At 72.2% G+C, this 18611-nt stretch carries 9 protein-coding genes and 1 rRNA gene; 4 read left to right on the top strand and 6 right to left on the bottom strand.

Annotation, left to right across the window (positions count from 1 at the left end; translation table 11 throughout):
* Positions 1-287, bottom strand: a 16S ribosomal RNA gene (locus tag ACIQRL_RS10150); the annotation flags it as partial.
* Between the two features lie 658 nt (positions 288-945).
* The gene (locus ACIQRL_RS10145; RefSeq protein WP_401329501.1) at positions 946-1494 is read right to left on the bottom strand and encodes a MarR family winged helix-turn-helix transcriptional regulator; all 549 of its coding nucleotides are present in this window, start codon (positions 1492-1494) and stop codon (positions 946-948) included.
* A 185-nt stretch (positions 1495-1679) separates the two neighbouring features.
* Between ACIQRL_RS10145 and ACIQRL_RS10140 the strand changes: the two genes are divergently transcribed.
* Positions 1680-2954, top strand: coding sequence for an MFS transporter (locus ACIQRL_RS10140; protein ID WP_401329499.1), 1275 nt, complete (start codon positions 1680-1682; stop codon positions 2952-2954).
* A gap of 111 nt (positions 2955-3065) precedes the next feature.
* On the opposite strand, the gene ACIQRL_RS10135 is transcribed toward ACIQRL_RS10140, so the two are convergent.
* Positions 3066-4721: a SpoIIE family protein phosphatase gene (locus ACIQRL_RS10135; protein ID WP_401329496.1), complete on the bottom strand. Its 1656-nt coding sequence runs from the start codon at positions 4719-4721 to the stop codon at positions 3066-3068.
* 131 nt (positions 4722-4852) lie between these two features.
* Positions 4853-6214, bottom strand: a complete 1362-nt coding sequence (locus ACIQRL_RS10130; protein WP_401329493.1) for an NAD(P)/FAD-dependent oxidoreductase — start codon at positions 6212-6214, stop codon at positions 4853-4855.
* Positions 6215-6590: 376 nt separating this feature from the next.
* Between ACIQRL_RS10130 and ACIQRL_RS10125 the strand changes: the two genes are divergently transcribed.
* Both ACIQRL_RS10125 and ACIQRL_RS10120 read left to right on the top strand, forming a co-directional pair.
* A complete protein-coding gene (locus ACIQRL_RS10125; protein WP_401329491.1) occupies positions 6591-7370 on the top strand; it encodes a TetR/AcrR family transcriptional regulator in 780 nt (259 codons plus the stop codon).
* Between the two features lie 356 nt (positions 7371-7726).
* Positions 7727-9769 carry a sigma-70 family RNA polymerase sigma factor gene (locus tag ACIQRL_RS10120; RefSeq protein WP_401329488.1) on the top strand — a complete coding sequence of 681 codons (2043 nt, stop codon included), beginning with the start codon at positions 7727-7729 and terminating at the stop codon, positions 9767-9769.
* Positions 9770-9772: 3 nt separating this feature from the next.
* Here ACIQRL_RS10120 and ACIQRL_RS10115 read toward each other — a convergent pair whose 3' ends face one another.
* Positions 9773-13543: an AfsR/SARP family transcriptional regulator gene (locus ACIQRL_RS10115; protein WP_401329486.1), complete on the bottom strand. Its 3771-nt coding sequence runs from the start codon at positions 13541-13543 to the stop codon at positions 9773-9775.
* Positions 13544-13884: 341 nt separating this feature from the next.
* Complete coding sequence (locus tag ACIQRL_RS10110) at positions 13885-15978, bottom strand: asparagine synthase-related protein (RefSeq protein WP_401329483.1); 2094 nt, start codon at positions 15976-15978, stop codon at positions 13885-13887.
* Positions 15979-17081: 1103 nt separating this feature from the next.
* Between ACIQRL_RS10110 and ACIQRL_RS10105 the strand changes: the two genes are divergently transcribed.
* Positions 17082-18503 carry an MFS transporter gene (locus tag ACIQRL_RS10105; protein ID WP_401329480.1) on the top strand — a complete coding sequence of 474 codons (1422 nt, stop codon included), beginning with the start codon at positions 17082-17084 and terminating at the stop codon, positions 18501-18503.
* Positions 18504-18611 lie beyond the last annotated feature (108 nt).

The following is an 18611-nucleotide window of genomic DNA, read 5'->3' as shown; positions in this document are numbered from 1 at the left end:
GGCCGGCTACCCGTCGTCGCCTTGGTGAGCCACTACCTCACCAACAAGCTGATAGGCCGCGGGCTCATCCTTCACCGCCGGAGCTTTTAACCCCCGCCCATGCAGGCAGGAGTGTTATCCGGTATTAGACCCCGTTTCCAGGGCTTGTCCCAGAGTGAAGGGCAGATTGCCCACGTGTTACTCACCCGTTCGCCACTAATCCCCACCGAAGTGGTTCATCGTTCGACTTGCATGTGTTAAGCACGCCGCCAGCGTTCGTCCTGAGCCAGGATCAAACTCTCCGTGAATGTTGTCCCGTAATCGGGATGACACCACGAGAGCGGAACCGGAGGGAGGAATAATCCCTTCGGTTCACAGCGTCCTCGCTGATGCGCCTACCGGAACAGTGCCCGGCAGGACTTTTTCAAAGGAACCTCGTCCCGACCGAACGGCCGGAGACGGGGTATCAACAAATCTGGCGTTGATTTTTGGCACGCTGTTGAGTTCTCAAGGAACGGACGCTTCCTTTGTACTCACCCTCTCGGGCTTTCCTCCGGGCGCTTCCCTTCGGTCTTGCGTTTCCGACTCTATCAGACCGTTTCCGTATCCGATTTCCTCGGTGCTTTCCAGGTTCCCGCTTCCGCGTTTCCCTTTCCGGCGAGTCCGACTCTATCAGATCCTTTCGGGCCTGACTCCCAGTCAGCGGGGCTTGTCCTCGCGGCCGTTGGGCCGTTCCGACGTCTCAAACTTTAGCGGATCTTCCCGGCAGTTCCTAATCGGACCGCCGGCCCCAAATCGAATTGAATTCGGGCACGCCGAATTCGCTCCGGTGGGGAGATCGTGCTGGTGGTTTGAGTGCCGCATCAGCGGCGGAGGGTGTCACCGCAGAACCGTTCCGGCCCCGTGGCAACTCGAAGAACCTTACGGATCCGCCAGGGCAGTGTCAACCTCCCCTGTCAAGATCTTTTAATCGAGGTCGGTGAGTCGGCCGCCCGCGTCCGGCTGGGCGTCCTCCACCCGTCGCAGCAGGCGGGTCAGGACCTCGTCCAGGACACCCCGGTCCTCCGTGGAGAGGTCCTGGAGCAGGTCCTCCTCGAAGACCGTGGCGAGGCGCATCGCCTCCAGCCACTTCTCGCGGCCCTCACCGGTCAGCTCGACGATGACGCGCACGCGGTTCGTCTCGTCGCGCTCCCTGGTGACCAGCCCCTCCGCGACCATGCGGTCGATGCGGTGGGTCATGGCGGCCGGGGTGAGGCCGAGACGCTTCGCGAGCTCGCTCGGGCCGAGGCGGTACGGGGCGCCGGCGAGGACCAGCGCCTTCAGCACCTCCCACTCGGCGTTGCTGATGCCGAGTGCGGCGGTCTGGCGGCCGTAGGCGACGTTCATCCGCCGGTTGAGGCGGGACAGGGCCGAGACGATCTTCTCGACCTGGGGGTCGAGGTCCTGGAACTCGCGCTGGTAGGCGGCGATCTGTTCTTCGAGTGTCGGCTCACTGACGCCGGGGGTGTCGCCCATGACCCGAGTATCGCATGACACCGCTTGGCGTCGAAGTCCTTCGAGGTGTACAGTTCAACATCTAACTTTAACTTCGAAGTCTTCAGGCCTGCATCCATGCACGGGGAACGTGTCGCGAACACGCTGCCGGGCACGGGCGGGCCTGCACGGCTTCACGACCAAGGCAGGTGAAAGTGACCAGGGCGATGGGCGCAGCGATGCGCCGGATCCACGTGGGCAACACGCTCAGCGCGTTCGGGCTCGGCTTTACCGTCCCCTTCCTCTACGTCTATGTGGCGCAGGTCCGGGGACTCGGCTCCATGACGGCGAGCGTCGTGCTCGCCGTCTTCGCCGTGGCCGCTCTCGTCGTGCTGCCGTTCGCCGGGCGGGCGATCGTCCGGCGGGGCCCGCGGCCGGTTCTGCTCGCCGCCCTGGTCACCGCGGCTCTCGGTGCGCTGAGTCTCGGGCTGGCGAACAGCGCGACGACCGTGGTGCTGTCGGCGGCGGCGCTCGGTGCCGGTCAGGCCGTGATGCAGCCGTCGCTCGCGACGATGATCGTGGACTGCTCCTCGGCGGACACCCGCTCGCGCGCCTTCGCGACACAGTTCTTCCTGCAGAACCTGGGCCTCGGCGTCGGTGGTCTCATCGGCGGTCACATCGTCGACCCGGACCGGGCGAGCTCGTTCACGCTGCTGTTCGCGATCGAGGCGGCGATGTTCCTGTCGCTGGTCGTGATCATGGCGACGGTGCGCATGCCGCACGCGCCGCGGATCACGGGGGACACACCGCAGTCCAGGGGCGGCGGCTGGAAGCAGCTCCTCGGCAACCGGGCCATGGTGCAGCTTTCCGTGCTGGGCTTCGTGCTGTTCTTCGCCTGCTACGGACAGTTCGAGTCGGGTCTTTCCGCGTACGGCGTCGAGGCGGCCGGGATCTCCACGTCCGCGCTCGGTACGGCGATGGCGGCGAACACGGCGATGATCGTGGTCGCGCAGTTCGCGGTGCTGAAGTTCGTCGAGCGCCGCAAGCGGTCCAGGGTGATCGCCGCGGTCGGGCTCATCTGGGCCGTCGCCTGGGTGGCGGCCGGGTACGCGGGCCTCGGACACGGCAGCCGGACCATGGCCACGGCGGCCTTCGTCTCGACGTACGCGCTGTTCGGACTCGGTGAGGCGATGCTGTCGCCGACGGTGGCTCCGCTGGTCGCCGATCTGGCGCCGAAGGGCATGGCGGGTCAGTACAACTCCGCCTTCGCCCTGGTGAAGCAGCTCGCGCTGGCGATCGGCCCGGCGGTGGGCGGCCCGATGGGGGCCTCGCTGCACGGCCCGTACATCGTGACGTTCCTGCTCTTCTCGCTCGGCATCACGGTCCTGGCCGTGCGGCTCGGGCGGCAGCTCACCCCCGTACAGAATCAGCCGTCGCTCGCGAGGAGCCGGGTGGTCGCGCGGGGCGGGGCTCCGGCGGAACCGGTACCGGCGACCGCCTGACGGTCGGCCCCCGGCCTCCGGCCCCTGGGCGGTCGGGACAGGCACCGGACACGGACGTACTACGGCCGCCATCACGTGACGACGTGACGGCGGCCGTTTCCATGTCCGGATTCAGCTCCCCGCGCGCGGGAGCGCGAACTCGCACCACACCGCCTTGCCGCCGCCCGGTGTGCGGCGGGAGCCCCAGTTCGAGGCGATGGTGGCCACGATCGCGATACCGCGGCCCGCTTCGTCGCCGGGTTCCGCGCGGCGGCGGCGCGGGAGATGGTCGTCGCCGTCGGTGACCTCGATGATCAGGCGGCGGTCGGTGCGGCGCAGCCGCAGCCGCATCGGCGGGGTGCCGTGCTGGAGGGAGTTCGCGACGAGTTCGCTGGCGGCCAGGACGCCGAGGTCGTGCAGATCGCCGGGGAAGCGCCAGCTGGCCAGCACGCCGGAGGCGAAGGCACGCGCGCGCGGGGCCGCCTCCATGCCGCCGAGCAGTTCCAGGGCGGCGTTGCGGAAGAGCTCGCCCTCGGGGCCCGTACGGGAAGGGTGCTGGATGACGAGGACGGCGACGTCGTCGTCGTGGTCGGCGGTGACTCCGGCCGCGCGGACCAGGCGGTCGCAGACGACCTGGGGGCTGCCCGTGGCGCCTGCCAGGGCGCGCTCCAGGGAGGCGATGCCCTCGTCGAGGTCCTCGTCGCGGCGCTCGACCAGACCGTCCGTGTAGAGGACTGCGGTGGAGCCCGGGCCCAGCGGCACCGAGCCGGAGGCGTGCAGCCAGCCGCCGGTGCCGAGCGGCGGCCCGGTCGGCTCGTCGGCGCGGTGGATGGTGCCGTTCTCGTCGCGGACCAGGATGGGCAGGTGGCCGGCGGAGGCGTACACCAGCCGGCCCTCGTTCGGGTCGTGGATGGCGTACACGCAGGTGGCGATCTGGTTGGCGTCGATCTCGGTGGCGAGGCCGTCGAGGAGCTGCAGGACCTCGTGCGGCGGCAGGTCGAGACGGGCGTACGCGCGCACTGCGGTGCGGAGCTGGCCCATGACGGCCGCCGCGCGGACCCCGCGGCCCATGACGTCGCCGATGACGAGCGCGGTGCGGCCGCCGCCGAGCGTGATGACGTCGTACCAGTCGCCGCCGACCGCCGCCTCCGTGCCGCCGGGCAGGTAGGTCGCGGCGATGCGCAGGTCGTCGGGCTCCTCCAACTCCTGTGGGAGCAGGGAGCGCTGGAGGGTGACGGCGGTCTCGCGCTGGCGGCGCTCGCTGGCGCGCAGCCGCTCGGCGGCCTCGGCGTGGTCGGTGACGTCGGTGGCGAAGACGAGTACGCCGCGGCCGTCGCCCTCCGGAGAGGTGTCGACGGGGGTGCAGGTGAACGTGTAGGAGCGGCCGGTCGACACCTTGCGGGACTTGACGGTGCGGGGCTTGGCGCTGCGCAGGACCTGGTCGAGGAGCGGCAGCAGGCCGAGTTCGTCCAGTTCGGGCAGTGCCTCACGCGCGGGACCGCCTGCGGGGCGTGCGCCGAACGCGGCCGTGTACGCGTCGTTGACGTAGGAGACGCGGTGCTCGGGGCCGTGCACGAGGGCGACGAGCGCGGGGACGCGGTCGAGGACCGCGCGCACCGGGAGTTCGTCGACGGCGAACCCGGGAGGAGTGTCGTCCGTCAGCCGTTCGACGCGGGCCGCCGGCACGGAGCCTTCCCCGCGCCGGTCCGGGACGGCCGTGTGCTCGGTCCGCGCTGCGGCGCGGCGCTGCGTTCCGGGGAGCCGGGCGCTCCAGCGCGTGAAGTTCACAGTGGGGAAAGCCTCGTGGTTAGAAGGGCGAGCGGTTCACCCGCCCAAAGTCGTGGACCTGTCTGGCAGTCTGACCGACCGGGCCGACATCCGTCAGACGCCGTCCGTGCCGGTGGAGTTCCTCGGTCCGGTCAGGACGACCCCTTCGGGTCGGTCGGAGGCTTTCCCCCGGCCGCCAGTTCGAACTCCGCACGGGGGTGTTCGAGCGAACCGAGGGACACGATCTCCCGCTTGAAGAGTCCCGCCAGGGTCCATTCGGCGAGCACACGGGCCTTGCGGTTGAAGGTCGGCACCCTGCTGAGGTGGTAGACGCGGTGCATGAACCAGGCAGGATAGCCCCTCAGCTTGCGTCCGTAGACGTGTGCGACTCCCTTGTGCAGTCCCAGGGACGCGACCGAGCCGACGTACTTGTGGGAGTACGTCTCCAGGGGCTCGCCGCGCACGGTGTGCGCGAGGTTGTCGCCGAGGACCTTCGCCTGGCGCACGGCGTGCTGGGCGTTGGGCGCGGTCTCCTTGCCGGGCTCCGCGGTCACGTCGGGGACCGCTGCGGCGTCGCCGGCGGCCCACGCGTGCGCGGCACCGTCGACGGCGAGCTGCGGGGTGCACTTGAGCCGACCGCGCTCGTTCAGGGGGAGGTCGGTCTCGGCGAGGACGGGGTGCGGTTTCACGCCGGCCGTCCACACGACGGTGCGCGTCGGGAAGCGCGCGCCGTCACTGAGGACGGCGATCCGGTCCGCGCAGCTGTTGAGGCGGGTCTCCAGACGTACCTCGATGTTGCGCCGGCGCAGCTGGGTGACCGTGTACCGGCCCATCTCCTCGCCGACCTCGGGCAGGATGCGGTCCGAGGCCTCGACGAGGATCCATTTCATGTCCTCGGGCTTGAGGTTGTGGTAGTACCGCGCGGTGTAGCGGGCCATGTCCTCCAGCTCGCCCAGCGCCTCGACGCCCGCGTAGCCGCCTCCTACGAAGACGAAGGTCAGCGCCGCGTCACGGATCGCGGGGTCGCGGGTGGAGGAGGCGATGTCCATCTGCTCGATGACGTGGTTGCGCAGGCCGATGGCCTCTTCGACCGTCTTGAAGCCGATGGCGTACTCGGCGAGCCCGGGGATCGGCAGGGTGCGCGCGATCGAGCCGGGGGCGAGCACGAGTTCGTCGTACGTGATCCGCTCCGCGCCCATGCCCTCCTCCTCGGCGGCGAGGGTGCTGAGCGTGGCGGTGCGTTTGGCGTGGTCGATCGACTGGACCTCGCCGATGACGATCCGGCACCGGCCGAGGACCCGGCGCAGTGGAACGACCACGTGGCGCGGGGAGATCGAGCCCGCGGCGGCCTCGGGAAGGAACGGCTGATACGTCATATAGGGGTCGGGCGAGACGACCGTGATCTCGACCTCGCCCCGCTTCAGTTCGGGCTTCAGCTTCCGCTGGAGGCGCAGAGCGGTGTACATCCCGACGTAGCCACCGCCGACAATGAGAATGCGCGCACGTTCCTTCACCGTCCCATGACGCACCCCTCTTCGGAGTTTGTCCACAGCCCCGACAATTTGTGTGACCGGTCGCCGACAACGTGCGGAGTTGGCCGATTTGCCGGAGTCCAGGGAAAAAGCGCAGGTCAGGGTGGGCGAGGGGGGTACTCGGAGAGGGTGCAACCGGGACGTACCCGGCCCGTACTCCGATCGGGGGGCGCTCTGTGCGGAACCTGCCCCTTCTGAATTGACCCCCTCTCAACTATGTTCGTGTGTCGACGGGGTGTAGGGGGATGCGCTCGGCGAGTCCGTACGACGGGCTGGCGCACAAGCTGTTCCGCACGCTCCGGTCTGTCGATGGCGGGGAGTGTCTCCGGGGGGAGACGTCATTACCGGGGGAACGCTTATGCACATTCAGGACTCTCATTGGTCTTCCGCGTCGGCCATCGCACCTGGTGGTGCGATCGGCGCGGCGACGAGCGGCAACGGCCGCGGTCCGGTGGACGGATCGCGTACGACGCCGCTGCGTGTGGACGCACAGCGCAATCTGGAACATGTACTGCGCGCGGCGCGCGAGGTCTTCGGCGAGCTGGGATACGGCGCGCCGATGGAGGACGTCGCCCGGCGCGCGAGGGTCGGCGTCGGCACGGTGTACCGGCGCTTCCCGAGCAAGGACGTCCTGGTGCGCCGGATAGCCGAGGAGGAGACCTCCCGGCTGACCGACCAGGCTCGCGCCGCGCTCGGCCAGGAGGACGAGCCGTGGTCGGCGCTCTCGCGCTTCCTGCGGACGTCGGTGGCCTCGGGCGCCGGACGGCTGCTGCCGCCGCAGGTGCTGCGGGTCGGCGTCGCGGAGGACGGGCCCGAGGCGGACGAGGCACGGGTGCCGCAGCAGCGGTCCCAGCTCGCGCCCGAGTTGCGGCTCGTCGAACAGCGGCCCGTTCCCGAGGACGAGCCGGTGATCGCCGAGGTGGACGACGCCGGAGCGGCGGCGCTCCTCGACGTGGTCGGCCGGCTGGTCGACCGGGCGCGCGCGGCGGGCGAGTTGCGCGCCGATGTCACCGTGGCGGACGTCCTGCTGGTCATCGCGACGGCGGCGCCCTCGCTGCCGGACGCGGAGCAGCAGGCGGCGGCCTCGGCCCGGCTCCTCGACATCCTGCTGGAGGGCCTGCGCTCCCGTCCGGCGTGAACCGGACCGAACTCTTCAGGGTGCGTGGGTACTCCCGGAACGTGGATGTTCCGCGTACGTGGGTTGCTCCCGGGTGCGAGTGCGATGTCACTCGCGCCCGGGAGCTTCGCTCGTTCATGCCGCCATGCGCCCCGCCGTCGTGACGTCCTGGCCTCGCTCCGGTGCGGTGCGGCAACTTCCGCGTGTGCGGCGACTGTTGACCGTGGACCATTCCCCGAACGAGTGACAGTTAGTACTGCAGAGCGATAAGTCCCCTCGGACGAGTGGTTGGTCCGTACGAGGAGGCTCCGATCAGGGAGCCTGTGGCACTCTGTCCCGGTATTCGGGTCCGAGTGTGCAGGCGGGGGCTTTCCGCGATGAGCGTTGACGGGCGGGACGAGTCACCCGGTGACGGTGGCGCCGACGGCGGCACGGAGACCGGCGGCTCACCGTCGCGGCAGGTGCCGAGCCAGGGCGGCCCGCACGGTGAGAGCCCGCACGGTGAGCACCCGCACGGCAGAGGCCGGCACGGCGGAGACCCCGGCGGCGCAACCCCTGACAGTGACACCGCCGACCTCGGCGTGCCCTCGCAGCGCGACCGGTGGGACCCGCGCGAGGGCGGCGTTCTGCCGCCTCCGCCGGACCCGGTGTCCCCGGTGGACCTGCCGCCCCCCGACGCCGGTCTGATCGCGCGGATGCGCGCGGGCGACGACACGGCGTACGAGGAGCTGTACCGCCGGCACGCCGATGCCGTCCGCCGCTACGCGCGCACCTGCTGCCGCGACCCGCACACCGCCGACGACCTCACGGCCGAGGTGTTCGCCCGCATGCTCCAGGCCGTACGCGGCGGCAGCGGCCCCGAGCACGCCGTGCGCGCGTATCTCCTCACCACCGTCCGCCGGGTCGCCGCGAACTGGACGAAGACGGCCAGGCGCGAGCAACTGGTCGACGACTTCGCGGTGTTCGCCGCACAGGCCGTCCGCGGATCCGAGGTCTCCGAGAACGACACCCTCGACCTCGGCGCGGACGTACGCGCGATGCACGAGGCCGAGCAGTCCATGGCCATGCGGGCCTTCCGCTCGCTCCCGGAGCGCTGGCAGGCCGTGCTGTGGCACACCGAGGTCGAGGACGAGTCCCCGAGCGAGGTCGCCACGCTCTTCGGCCTCGACGCGAACGGCACCCGCGTGCTCGCCAGCCGGGCCCGCGAGGGCCTCAAGCAGGCCTACCTCCAGGCGCACGTCAGCACCACGCTCACGATGGACGAGGAGTGCGCGCGCTACGCCGACCGGCTCGGCGCCTACGCCCGCGGCGGCCTGCGCACACGAGCCGAACGGGGGCTGCGCAAGCACCTGGAGGAGTGCGCCAGGTGCCGCCTGGCCGCCGGCCAGATCAAGGAAGTGGCCGGGGGGATCCCCGCGGTCGTGCCGGTCGCGGTCATCGGCTGGTTCGGTGCCGCCGGATACGCGAAGGCCGTCGCGCTCATCGCCGGTGGCGCCGGAGCGGGAGCGGCCGGAGCGGCGGGCGTGGCAGCCACGGCGGGCGGCGGCTCGGGTGGCGCGGGCGCCGGAGGCGGCGCCGCGCTCTCCGAGGGGATCGGCGCGCCGGTCAAAGCCGGTATCGCGGCGGGTGTCGCCGCGGTCGCCGCCGCGGCGGTGGTGCTCGCCCTGGTCGGCAACGAGAACCCCGCCCGGCGGCCCGAGGCCGGACCGGCCGCCTCACCCGCCGTCGAAGCTCCGTTGCCCTCGCCGGTTACGCCCAGGAGATCCCCCGCGCCGGATCCGCCGGCGGTGGTTCACGCGCCGGCACCCACCCCGCCCCCCGGGCCGGGGCCGAAACCCACCCCGAAACCGGCACCCAAGGCGCCACCGGTCCCGGGCCCACCCCCCACGCCGACGCCGTCCCCGGCTCCCGCTCCACTGCCGAAGCCCACCCCGCCGAAGGCCGAGCCGGCGCCCACCCCGGTCCCGGCCCCTCCCCCGCCCGCCACGGTCGTCTACCGGTGGAGCGAGCTGGACTACGACGTCATCGGCGATCACACCGGGCCGGAGATGCGGCTGGGCGAGAGCAGCTGGGTCTGGCAGCGCGACGGAATGAAGATCGCGGACACCCGGTACGCGCACGGAGTGACCGTCCACGGCCGGTCCTCCGTCACCATCGAGCTCAACCGCAGTTGCAGCTCGTACGACGCGATGGCCGGGGTCGACGATCTGATGCTGGGCCTGGGCAAGGTGCGGTTCTCCGTCTACGCGGACGGGTCCCCGCTGTGGCGGTCACCGCTGATCGAGGGCGGCGACCGGGCGGTCCCCGTCCATGTGAACCTCACCGGCCACCGGACCGTCCGGCTCGTCGTCGAACCGCACGGTCCGTTCGACTCGGCGTCGCTGGGCGACTGGGCGGAGTCGACGTTCCTGTGCCGGTGACGCCTACGCGGCGGGGTACTCCTGGAGGGCTTCGGTCAGGTCGCTGAGGGCCTCTTCCTGCGTGTAGGCGAAGCCCCGGGCGCGCTCGGACTCGTAGCGGTCCGGGCCGAGCGCCGTGAGGGCCTCGGCCACGGTCCGCCGGACGTCGGCGCTCTCACGGGCGGGACGCAGATCCCCTCCGCGCCAGCGGGTGCCGGCGGCGAGCAGCCGGATCGCCACCGGGTGGGCGTCCACGTCCGTGAGGAGGCATGCCGCGGCCTCGACGAGACCCGACGCGACCACGTCCGCGCACCGCCCGTCCATCGCGTTCCGTAGAGCGGCGTTCAGCTTCCGCAGGCCCCGCACGGGTCCGGACTCGGCGGCCGTGACCATGGCGTCGATCCAGTCCAGCGCCGCGACGAACTGCGGCGGCGGGGTGCCCCGGAGACTCTCCTCGCGCGCCTTCTCGCACAGTTCGCGGGCGAGGACGACCTCCCCGTCGTCCAGGACCACTTGGGCCCGCAGCAGATGGACGAACGCCCGGGAGTCCATCACCCCGTACAGGTCGGCGGCGGCGCTCGCCTCGTCCAGGGTGGCCAGTGCCAGGGACCGATCGCCCCCGCGGTGGGCGATCTCGGCCAGCCGTGCCATGAGGAACGGCGTCTCCGCGTACGCCCCCACCTCGTAGGCGAGCCGCAGCGCCTCCTCGTACTCACCTTTCGCCTCGTCGAACCGGCTGCGCGCCATCGCCGCCTCGCCGGCCGCACTGCACACCTGGGCCCGCATCCAGCGGTCCCCCACCCGTCGGCTGAGCACGCGCAGTTCCGCCAGGTCCTCGTCGACCCCGGGCATACCGCCCGGCGCGTCGACGACCATGTGCGTACGGAACATCAGGGCGACGCCGATCTCCCATTCGCCGCCGTACTCACGGCAGTTGGCGACCGCCTTGTCCATCGCGGGCCCTATGTCCTCCGGGTGGCCCAGGAAGTGCGCGGTCAGCGGCCAGACGATCCCCGGCATGCGCGCCGCGTCCGGGCCGCCCTTCTCGAAGACGGCCCGCACCCGCCCCGCGTACTCCCGCAACCGCTCGTCCCCCCACTCGTCCAGCGGGACGACGTCCACCTTCATGAACAAATGGAGCATGCGCAGCCGCATCCGCATGGCGCGCAGCGGGTGCCGCTCATCCCGCTCGGGACGATCGAGAAACGCGCCGACCGGATCGGCGCCTTCGAGCTCGGGAAAGAGGCCGGCACCGGTGGTGGACACAGCGCCGACGGCGGTCTCCGCGTCGACAGGGGTCAACGCGCCACCGCCCGCGCCATGAAACCCACGACCACCACTGCCACCACTGCCACCGGCATCGGCACTGCTGCCGCTGCCGCTGCCGCTGCCGTTGTCACTACGGCTGCCGGTGCCCCTGTCACCACGGCTGCCACTGCCGATTCCGCTACGGCCGCCGCTACCGGTGCCATTGTCCTTACGGCCGCCGCTGCCGTTGTCCCCGCCGGTCGTCGCCGCACGGTCGTCGGCCTGCTCGTCGACCTGCTCGTCGACCAACGCGCCCAGTCTCACGACGAGTTCCGTCCACTCGGCGCCCTCGCGACGGAAGTTGCGCAGCCACCAGAACCAGCCCATGTCGAGGACCAGGGCACCCGCCTCTTCCTCGTCATGGGCGGCGAGCGCTCGGTGGAGGGCCGCCCGGATGTTGTCGAGCTCGGTCTCCAGGCGCCGGATCCAGGGGAGTTGACCCGCCGAGCGCAACTGGGGCTCGGCCTCCGCCGTCAGGGCGCGCACCCACGCACGGTGGCGCCGCTCGGCTGCGGCGCGCAGCTCGGGAACCTCGGCGGCGCGCTCGGTGGCGTACTCGTGGATGGTCTCCAGCATGCGATAGCGCATCCCACCACCGACACCGCTACCGCTACCGCTACCGGCAGCGACACCGTCGTCGAGGCTCCCCGCACCCCCGGGCCCACCACTTTCCCCGCCGAGTTCGCGATACCCGTCGCCGTATCCGTCGCCCCGCATTCCAGCCGTACCGTCCATACCCTCCGGGCCGTCCGGGCCGTCCGGTGTGGCGACGAGGAGGGACTTGTCGACGAGCGCGCCGATGAGGTCGGCCGCGGGACCGGTGCACACGGCCTCGGTGGCCGCCAGGTCCCAGCCGCCCGCGAAGACGGACGCCTCGCGCAGCACGGTCCGCTCCCGCTCGTCGAGCAGATCCCAGGACCAGTCGACGACGGCGCGCAGGGTCTGCTGGCGGGGCAGCACCGTACGGCTTCCGGAGGTGAGCAGCCGGAAGCGGTCGTCGAGCCGGTCGGCGATCTGCCTCGGAGTGAGGAGCCGCAACCGGGCGGCGGCCAGCTCGATGGCCAGGGGCAGGCCGTCGAGCCGTCGGCAGATCTCGTCCACGGCGGCGGAGTCGTGGAGCGCGGCGCCGGCGCCGGGGCGCACGACGGAAGCCCGCTCCATGAAGAGGCGGTGCGCGGAATCGGGCGGGAGCGGCTCGACCGGGCGCACCAACTCGCCCGGGACGCCGAGGGGTTCACGACTGGTGGCGAGGATCGTGAGTCCCGGGCAGCGGGTCAGCAGTGTCTCGGCGAGTTCGGCCGCCGCGTCGATCACGTGCTCGCAGTTGTCAAGGATCAGGAGCTGGGTGCGCGGGGCGCAGTACTCGACGAGCAGGGCGACCGGGTCGCCCTGCGGAACCGCCATCTCGTTGGTGATCAGCGCGGTTTCGCGCAGACCGAGGGCGCTGACCACCGCGCCCGGGACCGCCTCGGGCCGGTCGAGCGGGGCCAGCTCGACCAGCCACGCCTGCGGAAGCCCGGCGGCGGCTTCCTCGGCGAGGCGGGTCTTCCCCGAACCGCCTGGTCCGGTCAGCGTGACCAGGCGAGCCCTCCGCACATCAGAACGGATGGCCCCGAGCTCGCGTTCCCGCCCGACGAACGAGTTCAAACGGGGACGAATGTTCCCGGTCCGCTGAGCGCGGGAGGGATCCCCGGAACCGAGACCGGCGGCCGGCCCGGACGACACGGCACCGCCCGTGCCCGGTCGGGGCCCCTGCGGTTCGCGACCCTCCGGTGGGTCCAGCAACGCGGCGTGCAGGGAGCGGAGTTCGGGTCCGGGATCCGCCCCGAGACCGTCCATCAGTCCGCGGCGCACCTTCTCGTACGCGGCCAGCGCGTCGGCACGGCGGCCGGTCTCGCGCAGGGCGCGGATGAGCAGGACGTGCAGCGCCTCGTCGTACGGGTGGGCCGTCGTCAGCTCCTTCAACTCCGGTACGACGTCGAAGGCGCGGCCGAGTCGCAGGTCCGCCTCGACACGGCTGCGGGTCGCCTCCAGGCGCAGGGACTCCGGGCGGGTCGCGGCGGTGCGGTCGGAGAGGTCCGCGAGGGCGGGGCCGCGCCACAGGGCGAGCGCCTCGCGCAGCCGGGCGGCGGCGGTACGGGCGTCGCCGTCGCCGAGCGCGGTCCTGCCCTCCGTGACGAGCCGCTCGAACACGAACAGGTCCACGTCGTCCCTGGCGGCCCGGAGCCGGTAGCCGCCGGCCTCCGAGGTGACCGCGTCCTTGCCGATGGCCCGGCGGAGGCGGCCCACCAGGGCCTGCAGCGCGGCCGGGGCGTCCTGGGGAGGGTCGTCCGTCCACACCTCGTCGATCAGGGTGTCCGGGGTGATCGTGCGGGCGGGGTGGCAGGCCAGGGCCGTGAGCAGCGCGCGTACCCGGGGGCCGCCCACCGTGACCAGGGCCCCCCGGTCGTCCTCCACCTGGGCAACCCCCAGAATCCTGTACCGCACGCCCCCATTCTCACCGCCCGTCCACCCCAGGTCACCGCCTTGCCCCGTCCCCTCGGGCGACGGACCCCGGCAACAGCCTCCTTTCGCCCCCTCCGCCCCTACCCGACCCGTACCTGGGGCTCCGGCCCCAGACCCCGCTCCTCAAACGCCGGAGGGGCTGAAATTCACACCCGCAGCCGGGATCCGGCGCGAGGGGCCGCGCCGGTACATCACATGCCCGTCGCCACCTACGGTCACATCTCGTCCAACGGCGACGGGCGGATGTACCGGCGCGGCCCCGCCCCACCACCGGACCGAACCGCGACGCCCAGCGCAGCGAACCCGCCCCCCGACCGGCCGGGTCAAGCGTGCCCGGCCCCCGCCCCCAGCGCCCTCCCCTGGGGAACGATCCCCGCGGGAACGGCCCGCTGGCGCGCGGGCGTGCCCGTCCAGCACGTCCCGCGCCGAGCCAGCAACCGCCGCAGCCACAGTTCGAGCGAGACGAGATCGGCCAACCCGTCGAGCGGCAGCGACGCGCCCTCCGCAGCCGCGCGCAGCGCCTTGCGGACGACGCGCGCCTCGACCAGCCCCGCCTGCGCGAGCAGCGGTGTGTCGAACAGGGAGACCAGGGAATCGGCCGCCACCCGCAACCCCGTACGGGCCGCCGCCGCGGAGGACGCGTGGGACGGAGCCCCCCAGCCGGGGGGCAGATCGGCCACCCCGGCCCCTTCCAGGACCGTACGCAGAATCGCCGCCCGAGCCCCCGGCTGCACCCGCAGCGCCTCCGGCAGTGCCCGGCACGCCCGGACGACCTGGTTGTCCAGGAACGGCATGTGCAGCCGCTGGAAGCGGATTTCGGCGGCCTGTTCCAGGACGCGTACGTCCGCCGCGTGGCGGGCCAGCGCGGCACGCGCGCGGAAGTCCCCCGGCCGCTGCCCGGGACCGAGGTTCGGCCGCCCGCCGCCCGCTTGGAGGCGAACCGATACTTCAGCCAGCGCCTCCCCGGTCAGCCAGCGCGCCGCGGGCCCGGGTCTGGCCCAGCTCAGCGCGGCCAGCGACGCGCCCACCGCACCGCCGGGGTCCTCGAACCGCCGTTGCAGCAACTGCTCGGCGAGGACGTCGACCCCGGTGCGGTACGGCGTACGGGCGAGTTTGCGCGCCGCGCCGTACACGCGCGCGGGGACCATCACCGACCCGTCGGCCTTCGTCAACGCGGCGACGGGCCGTACGAGATGGCGCCGCTTGCGGTCCATGAGCAGGTCGGCGAGCCGGGCTGGATGGGCGTCCAGCACCTGCCGCGCGCCGTAGCCCGTGAAGTGGTCCGCGCTGCCGGAGGAGAGCCGCGCGCGGTGGCGTGCCGCCGTCACCAGGGACGGCCCCGGCTCGTCGGTCAGCGGCCCCTCCAGGTCGGCATAGGGGAGCGTCTCTTCGCCTCCGGTGACGACCACGTGGTGCAGCCGGGGATTCGCGGCGAGCGTCCCGGCCCGCTCCAGCTCGGCCTCGCGCCCCCGCACGGCGAGGTCGTTGAAGGTCACCGCCAGGAGCCGTTCCCCGGCGCCTGTGCCGTGTCCGAGGACCGTGCCGGGTGCTCCGGGAAGGCCGGCGGCGAGCAGCGCGAGCGTCCCCGAGGCGGGCCCTCCGGAGAGGTCGGCTCCGATGCCCGGCACCGGCGTCCCGCGCGCGGCGCGCCGCTCGGCGGGTCCCATACCGGGCACGGGCCCGGGGTCCACGTCGGCGCCCGGCACATGGCGGGGAGCGGAGAGGCGGGCGCGGACGGCCTCCACGAGGGCGTCCCGGACGGCGTCCACGGCGATCGTGGGATCGGCGGTGGGCGCGGCGACGGCGAGGGAGGCGACGGGCTCGTACCCCGCGATCTCGCGAGCCCCGGCCCGCAGGATGAGCGTGTGTCCCGGCGGAATGCGGCGGACGCCTTCGTACGGGGTGGAGTCGTGCACGGCGGCCGGTACGTCGGGGGCGGCGAGCATCGCGGCCAGGTGCCCGAAGTCGAGGTTGGCCTCGATGAGGTCGGCGAGCGGGAGCGCGGCGGTGGCGTAGGCCGTACCGCCCGCCCAAGGGGTGTAGAACACCGGCCGCGCGCCGGCGAGATCACCGCAGACGGTCACCCGGCGGCCGACCTGGACGACCGCGGTGTAGCTGCCGGACCAGTTGGTGAGGTGGCGGAGCGCTCCGCCGCGCGCGGCGAACAGTCCGACCCGCAGTTCTTCGTCGGAGGCGCCGCAGGTGCCGAGGACGGCCATGCGGTTCTGCGCGTCGGCCTTCACCACGCGCACCTCGTCGGGGCGCCAGTCGCCGACGGCCCACAGCGGATCGGGATCGCCCCACAGGAGTTGGGAACCCACCGGGTGCACCGTCTCGCCGCTGTTCCCCGTGGCGCCCGCCGAGCCGATCTCGGACGCTCTGGCGACGGTGCTGCTCCACCCCACCAACCATCGCATCGTCGCCTCCACAGGCTGTGGACAACCAGTGCACCGTACGAACTCGGCACCATGCTGCCACGAAGGAGGCGTGTCGGAGGGTCCCTGCGGCCGCTTGCGCTCCCCGAAGTGCGCCCCCGCGCGGACGCCCGCGCCGTCACTACGCCGCCGTGGACCGGCAAATACCCTATGGGCAGAGCCCGTTGAGGCATCCGAGGGTCGCCGCGCGCAGCCGCGGGGAATCCACCCCAGAACGGCCCGGAACCGCCGCCGAACCACCGGCGGGCCACTCCCGAGGAAGCACCGAACCGCGCCGGACCCTCCTCCGCCCGGCAGTTGGCCCGCCGCCCGAAGGAACAGGGCGACCACCGCACCGCCGGCCCACGACCCGTCCCGGCCGACGGGACGGACGGGACCGGCGGGACGGACGGGACCGGCGGGACGGGACGCGTTGGAAGGCGACGGGATGCGGCGAGGACGCGACGGGAACGTGGTGCGGTGCGATCCGGGGAGACGCCGACCGGGCCCCGGAGAAGGCGTCCAGCGCACCGGCAGGGGAGCCCGGCGCCCCCACACCCCTCGCGACCACCTCTCGCGCATCACCCGACCCCCGACAGGTCGACGCGAATGCGCCCCCGATACGCTCCCTCAGGACGCCCTTCACGCCCTCAACTGACGTGGTGGGAGCCGCAATTGCCCTCAGGGGCAACCATCGATTTTCGGCCAAATCGGTGATGGACGGACAGGTCCGGATACGCTCCGTACAGGCCTTGCGCACCGCTTCGGCAACGCACAGTCCGGGAGGCGGAGTTCGCCTCCCGGACCGGTCCGCCGCCCGCGGGGATGTAGGCGGCGGTGTCCCCCAGCCCACTGGATCCAGTACAGCGGGCCGACCCACGCACGTTCCATGGAAGCGCTCCCCCCTGTGGCCGGAGAAGAGCGCACGGACGGGCGCACGGCCACACAACGGGAGCACGCCGCGACAGTCCGTACAGTCGTACGGACCACAATCCCGCCAACCGGACCTACGCCCCTTAACGCTGGGGATCGGGCGAACTACGCTGGGTTTACGAATGCCGCGTGGTTATGCCAGTGCGGCAGCCGTCTGTGTCGAGGGGTGGCGCATGTCCAGGGAGCAACGCGGGCCGAACGAAAAACTCGGCGCCGTTCTCGCCCTCGCGGGAATCAGCAACGCAGGACTCGCGCGTCGCGTCAACGATCTTGGCGCTCAACGCGGGTTGACACTTCGCTACGACAAGACGTCGGTGGCGCGCTGGGTGTCGAAAGGCATGGTGCCTCAGGGCGCCGCGCCGCACCTCATCGCGGCCGCCATCGGCCAGAAGCTCGGCCGCCCTGTGCCGCTCCACGAGATCGGCCTCGCGGACGCGGACCCGGCGCCGGAAGTGGGCCTCGCCTTCCCCCGTGACGTCGGGCAGGCGGTGCGGTCGGCGACGGAGCTCTACCGCCTCGACCTCGCCGGGCGCCGGGCCGGCGGCGGCATCTGGCAGTCACTGGCCGGCTCCTTCGCCGTGAGCGCGTACGCGACACCGGCGTCACGCTGGCTCATAACCCCGGCCGACAGTTCGGTGGCGCGTGAGGTGAGCCCCGGTGAGAGCTCCGGAGCGCCGCTGAAGGTCGGCCACAGCGATGTGCTGAAGCTCCGCGAGGCGGCCGAGGACGCCCGGCGCTGGGACTCCAAGTACGGGGGCGGTGACTGGCGTTCATCCATGGTGCCCGAGTGTCTGCGGGTCGAGGCGGCACCCCTGCTGCTCGGCTCGTACTCCGACGAGGTCGGCAGAGCGCTCTTCGGCGCGTCGGCGGAGCTCACCCGTCTCGCGGGCTGGATGGCCTTCGACACGGGCCAGCAGGAGGCCGCGCAGCGCTACTACATCCAGGCCCTGCGGCTGGCCCGTGCCGCGGCCGACGTGCCCCTCGGGGGCTACGTCCTGGCCTCCATGTCGCTCCAGGCGACCTACCGGGGCTTCGGCGACGAGGGCGTCGACCTCGCCCAGGCCGCCGTGGAGCGCAACCGCGGCCTCGCCACGGCCCGCACCATGAGCTTCTTCCGGCTCGTCGAGGCACGGGCCCACGCGCGCGCAGGTGACGCCCAGGCGGCCGGCACGGCGCTGAAGGCCGCCGAGGGCTGGCTGGAGCGGGCCCGTGACGGCGACCACGACCCGTCCTGGCTCGGCTTCTACTCGTACGACCGCTTCGCGGCCGACGCCGCCGAGTGCTACCGCGATCTCAAGGCGCCGCGCCAGGTGCGCCGCTTCACCGAACAGGCGCTGTCGAAGCCGACGGAGGAGTTCGTACGTTCGCACGGGCTCCGGCTCGTGGTGTCGGCGGTCGCCGAGCTGGAATCGGGCAATCTGGACGCGGCGTGCGAGCAGGGCGTGCGAGCGGTGGAGGTCGCGGGGCGCATCTCCTCCGCGCGCACCACCGAGTACGTGAAGGACCTGCTGCACCGGCTGGAGCCGTACGGCGACGAACCGCGCGTGGTGGAGCTGCGGGAGCGGGCACGTCCGCTGCTGATGGCCCCGGCCTAGACGTGACGGCTCGGGCGGAGAGCTGACGGCTCCGGCGCGTGGAGAGGGTGCCACGGCCCCGCGGCACAAAAAAAGCGCGGGGCGCGGTTCTCGGGTTTGAGGGCATTG

The organism is Streptomyces sp. NPDC091209 (assembly GCF_044757755.1).
Taxonomy (GTDB): domain Bacteria; phylum Actinomycetota; class Actinomycetes; order Streptomycetales; family Streptomycetaceae; genus Streptomyces.
This window is presented reverse-complemented; position numbering and strand designations above follow the sequence as displayed.

Bases quoted from the DNA above. Each gene is read 5' to 3' on its own strand.
- ACIQRL_RS10125 (WP_401329491.1), top strand. From the start codon at position 6,591: ATGCACATTCAGGACTCTCATTGGTCTTCCGCGTCGGCCATCGCACCT.
- ACIQRL_RS10105 (WP_401329480.1), top strand. From the start codon at position 17,082: ATGTCCAGGGAGCAACGCGGGCCGAACGAAAAACTCGGCGCCGTTCTC.
- ACIQRL_RS10140 (WP_401329499.1), top strand. From the start codon at position 1,680: ATGGGCGCAGCGATGCGCCGGATCCACGTGGGCAACACGCTCAGCGCG.
- ACIQRL_RS10110 (WP_401329483.1), bottom strand. From the start codon at position 15,978: ATGCGATGGTTGGTGGGGTGGAGCAGCACCGTCGCCAGAGCGTCCGAG.
- ACIQRL_RS10120 (WP_401329488.1), top strand. From the start codon at position 7,727: ATGAGCGTTGACGGGCGGGACGAGTCACCCGGTGACGGTGGCGCCGAC.
- ACIQRL_RS10145 (WP_401329501.1), bottom strand. From the start codon at position 1,494: ATGGGCGACACCCCCGGCGTCAGTGAGCCGACACTCGAAGAACAGATC.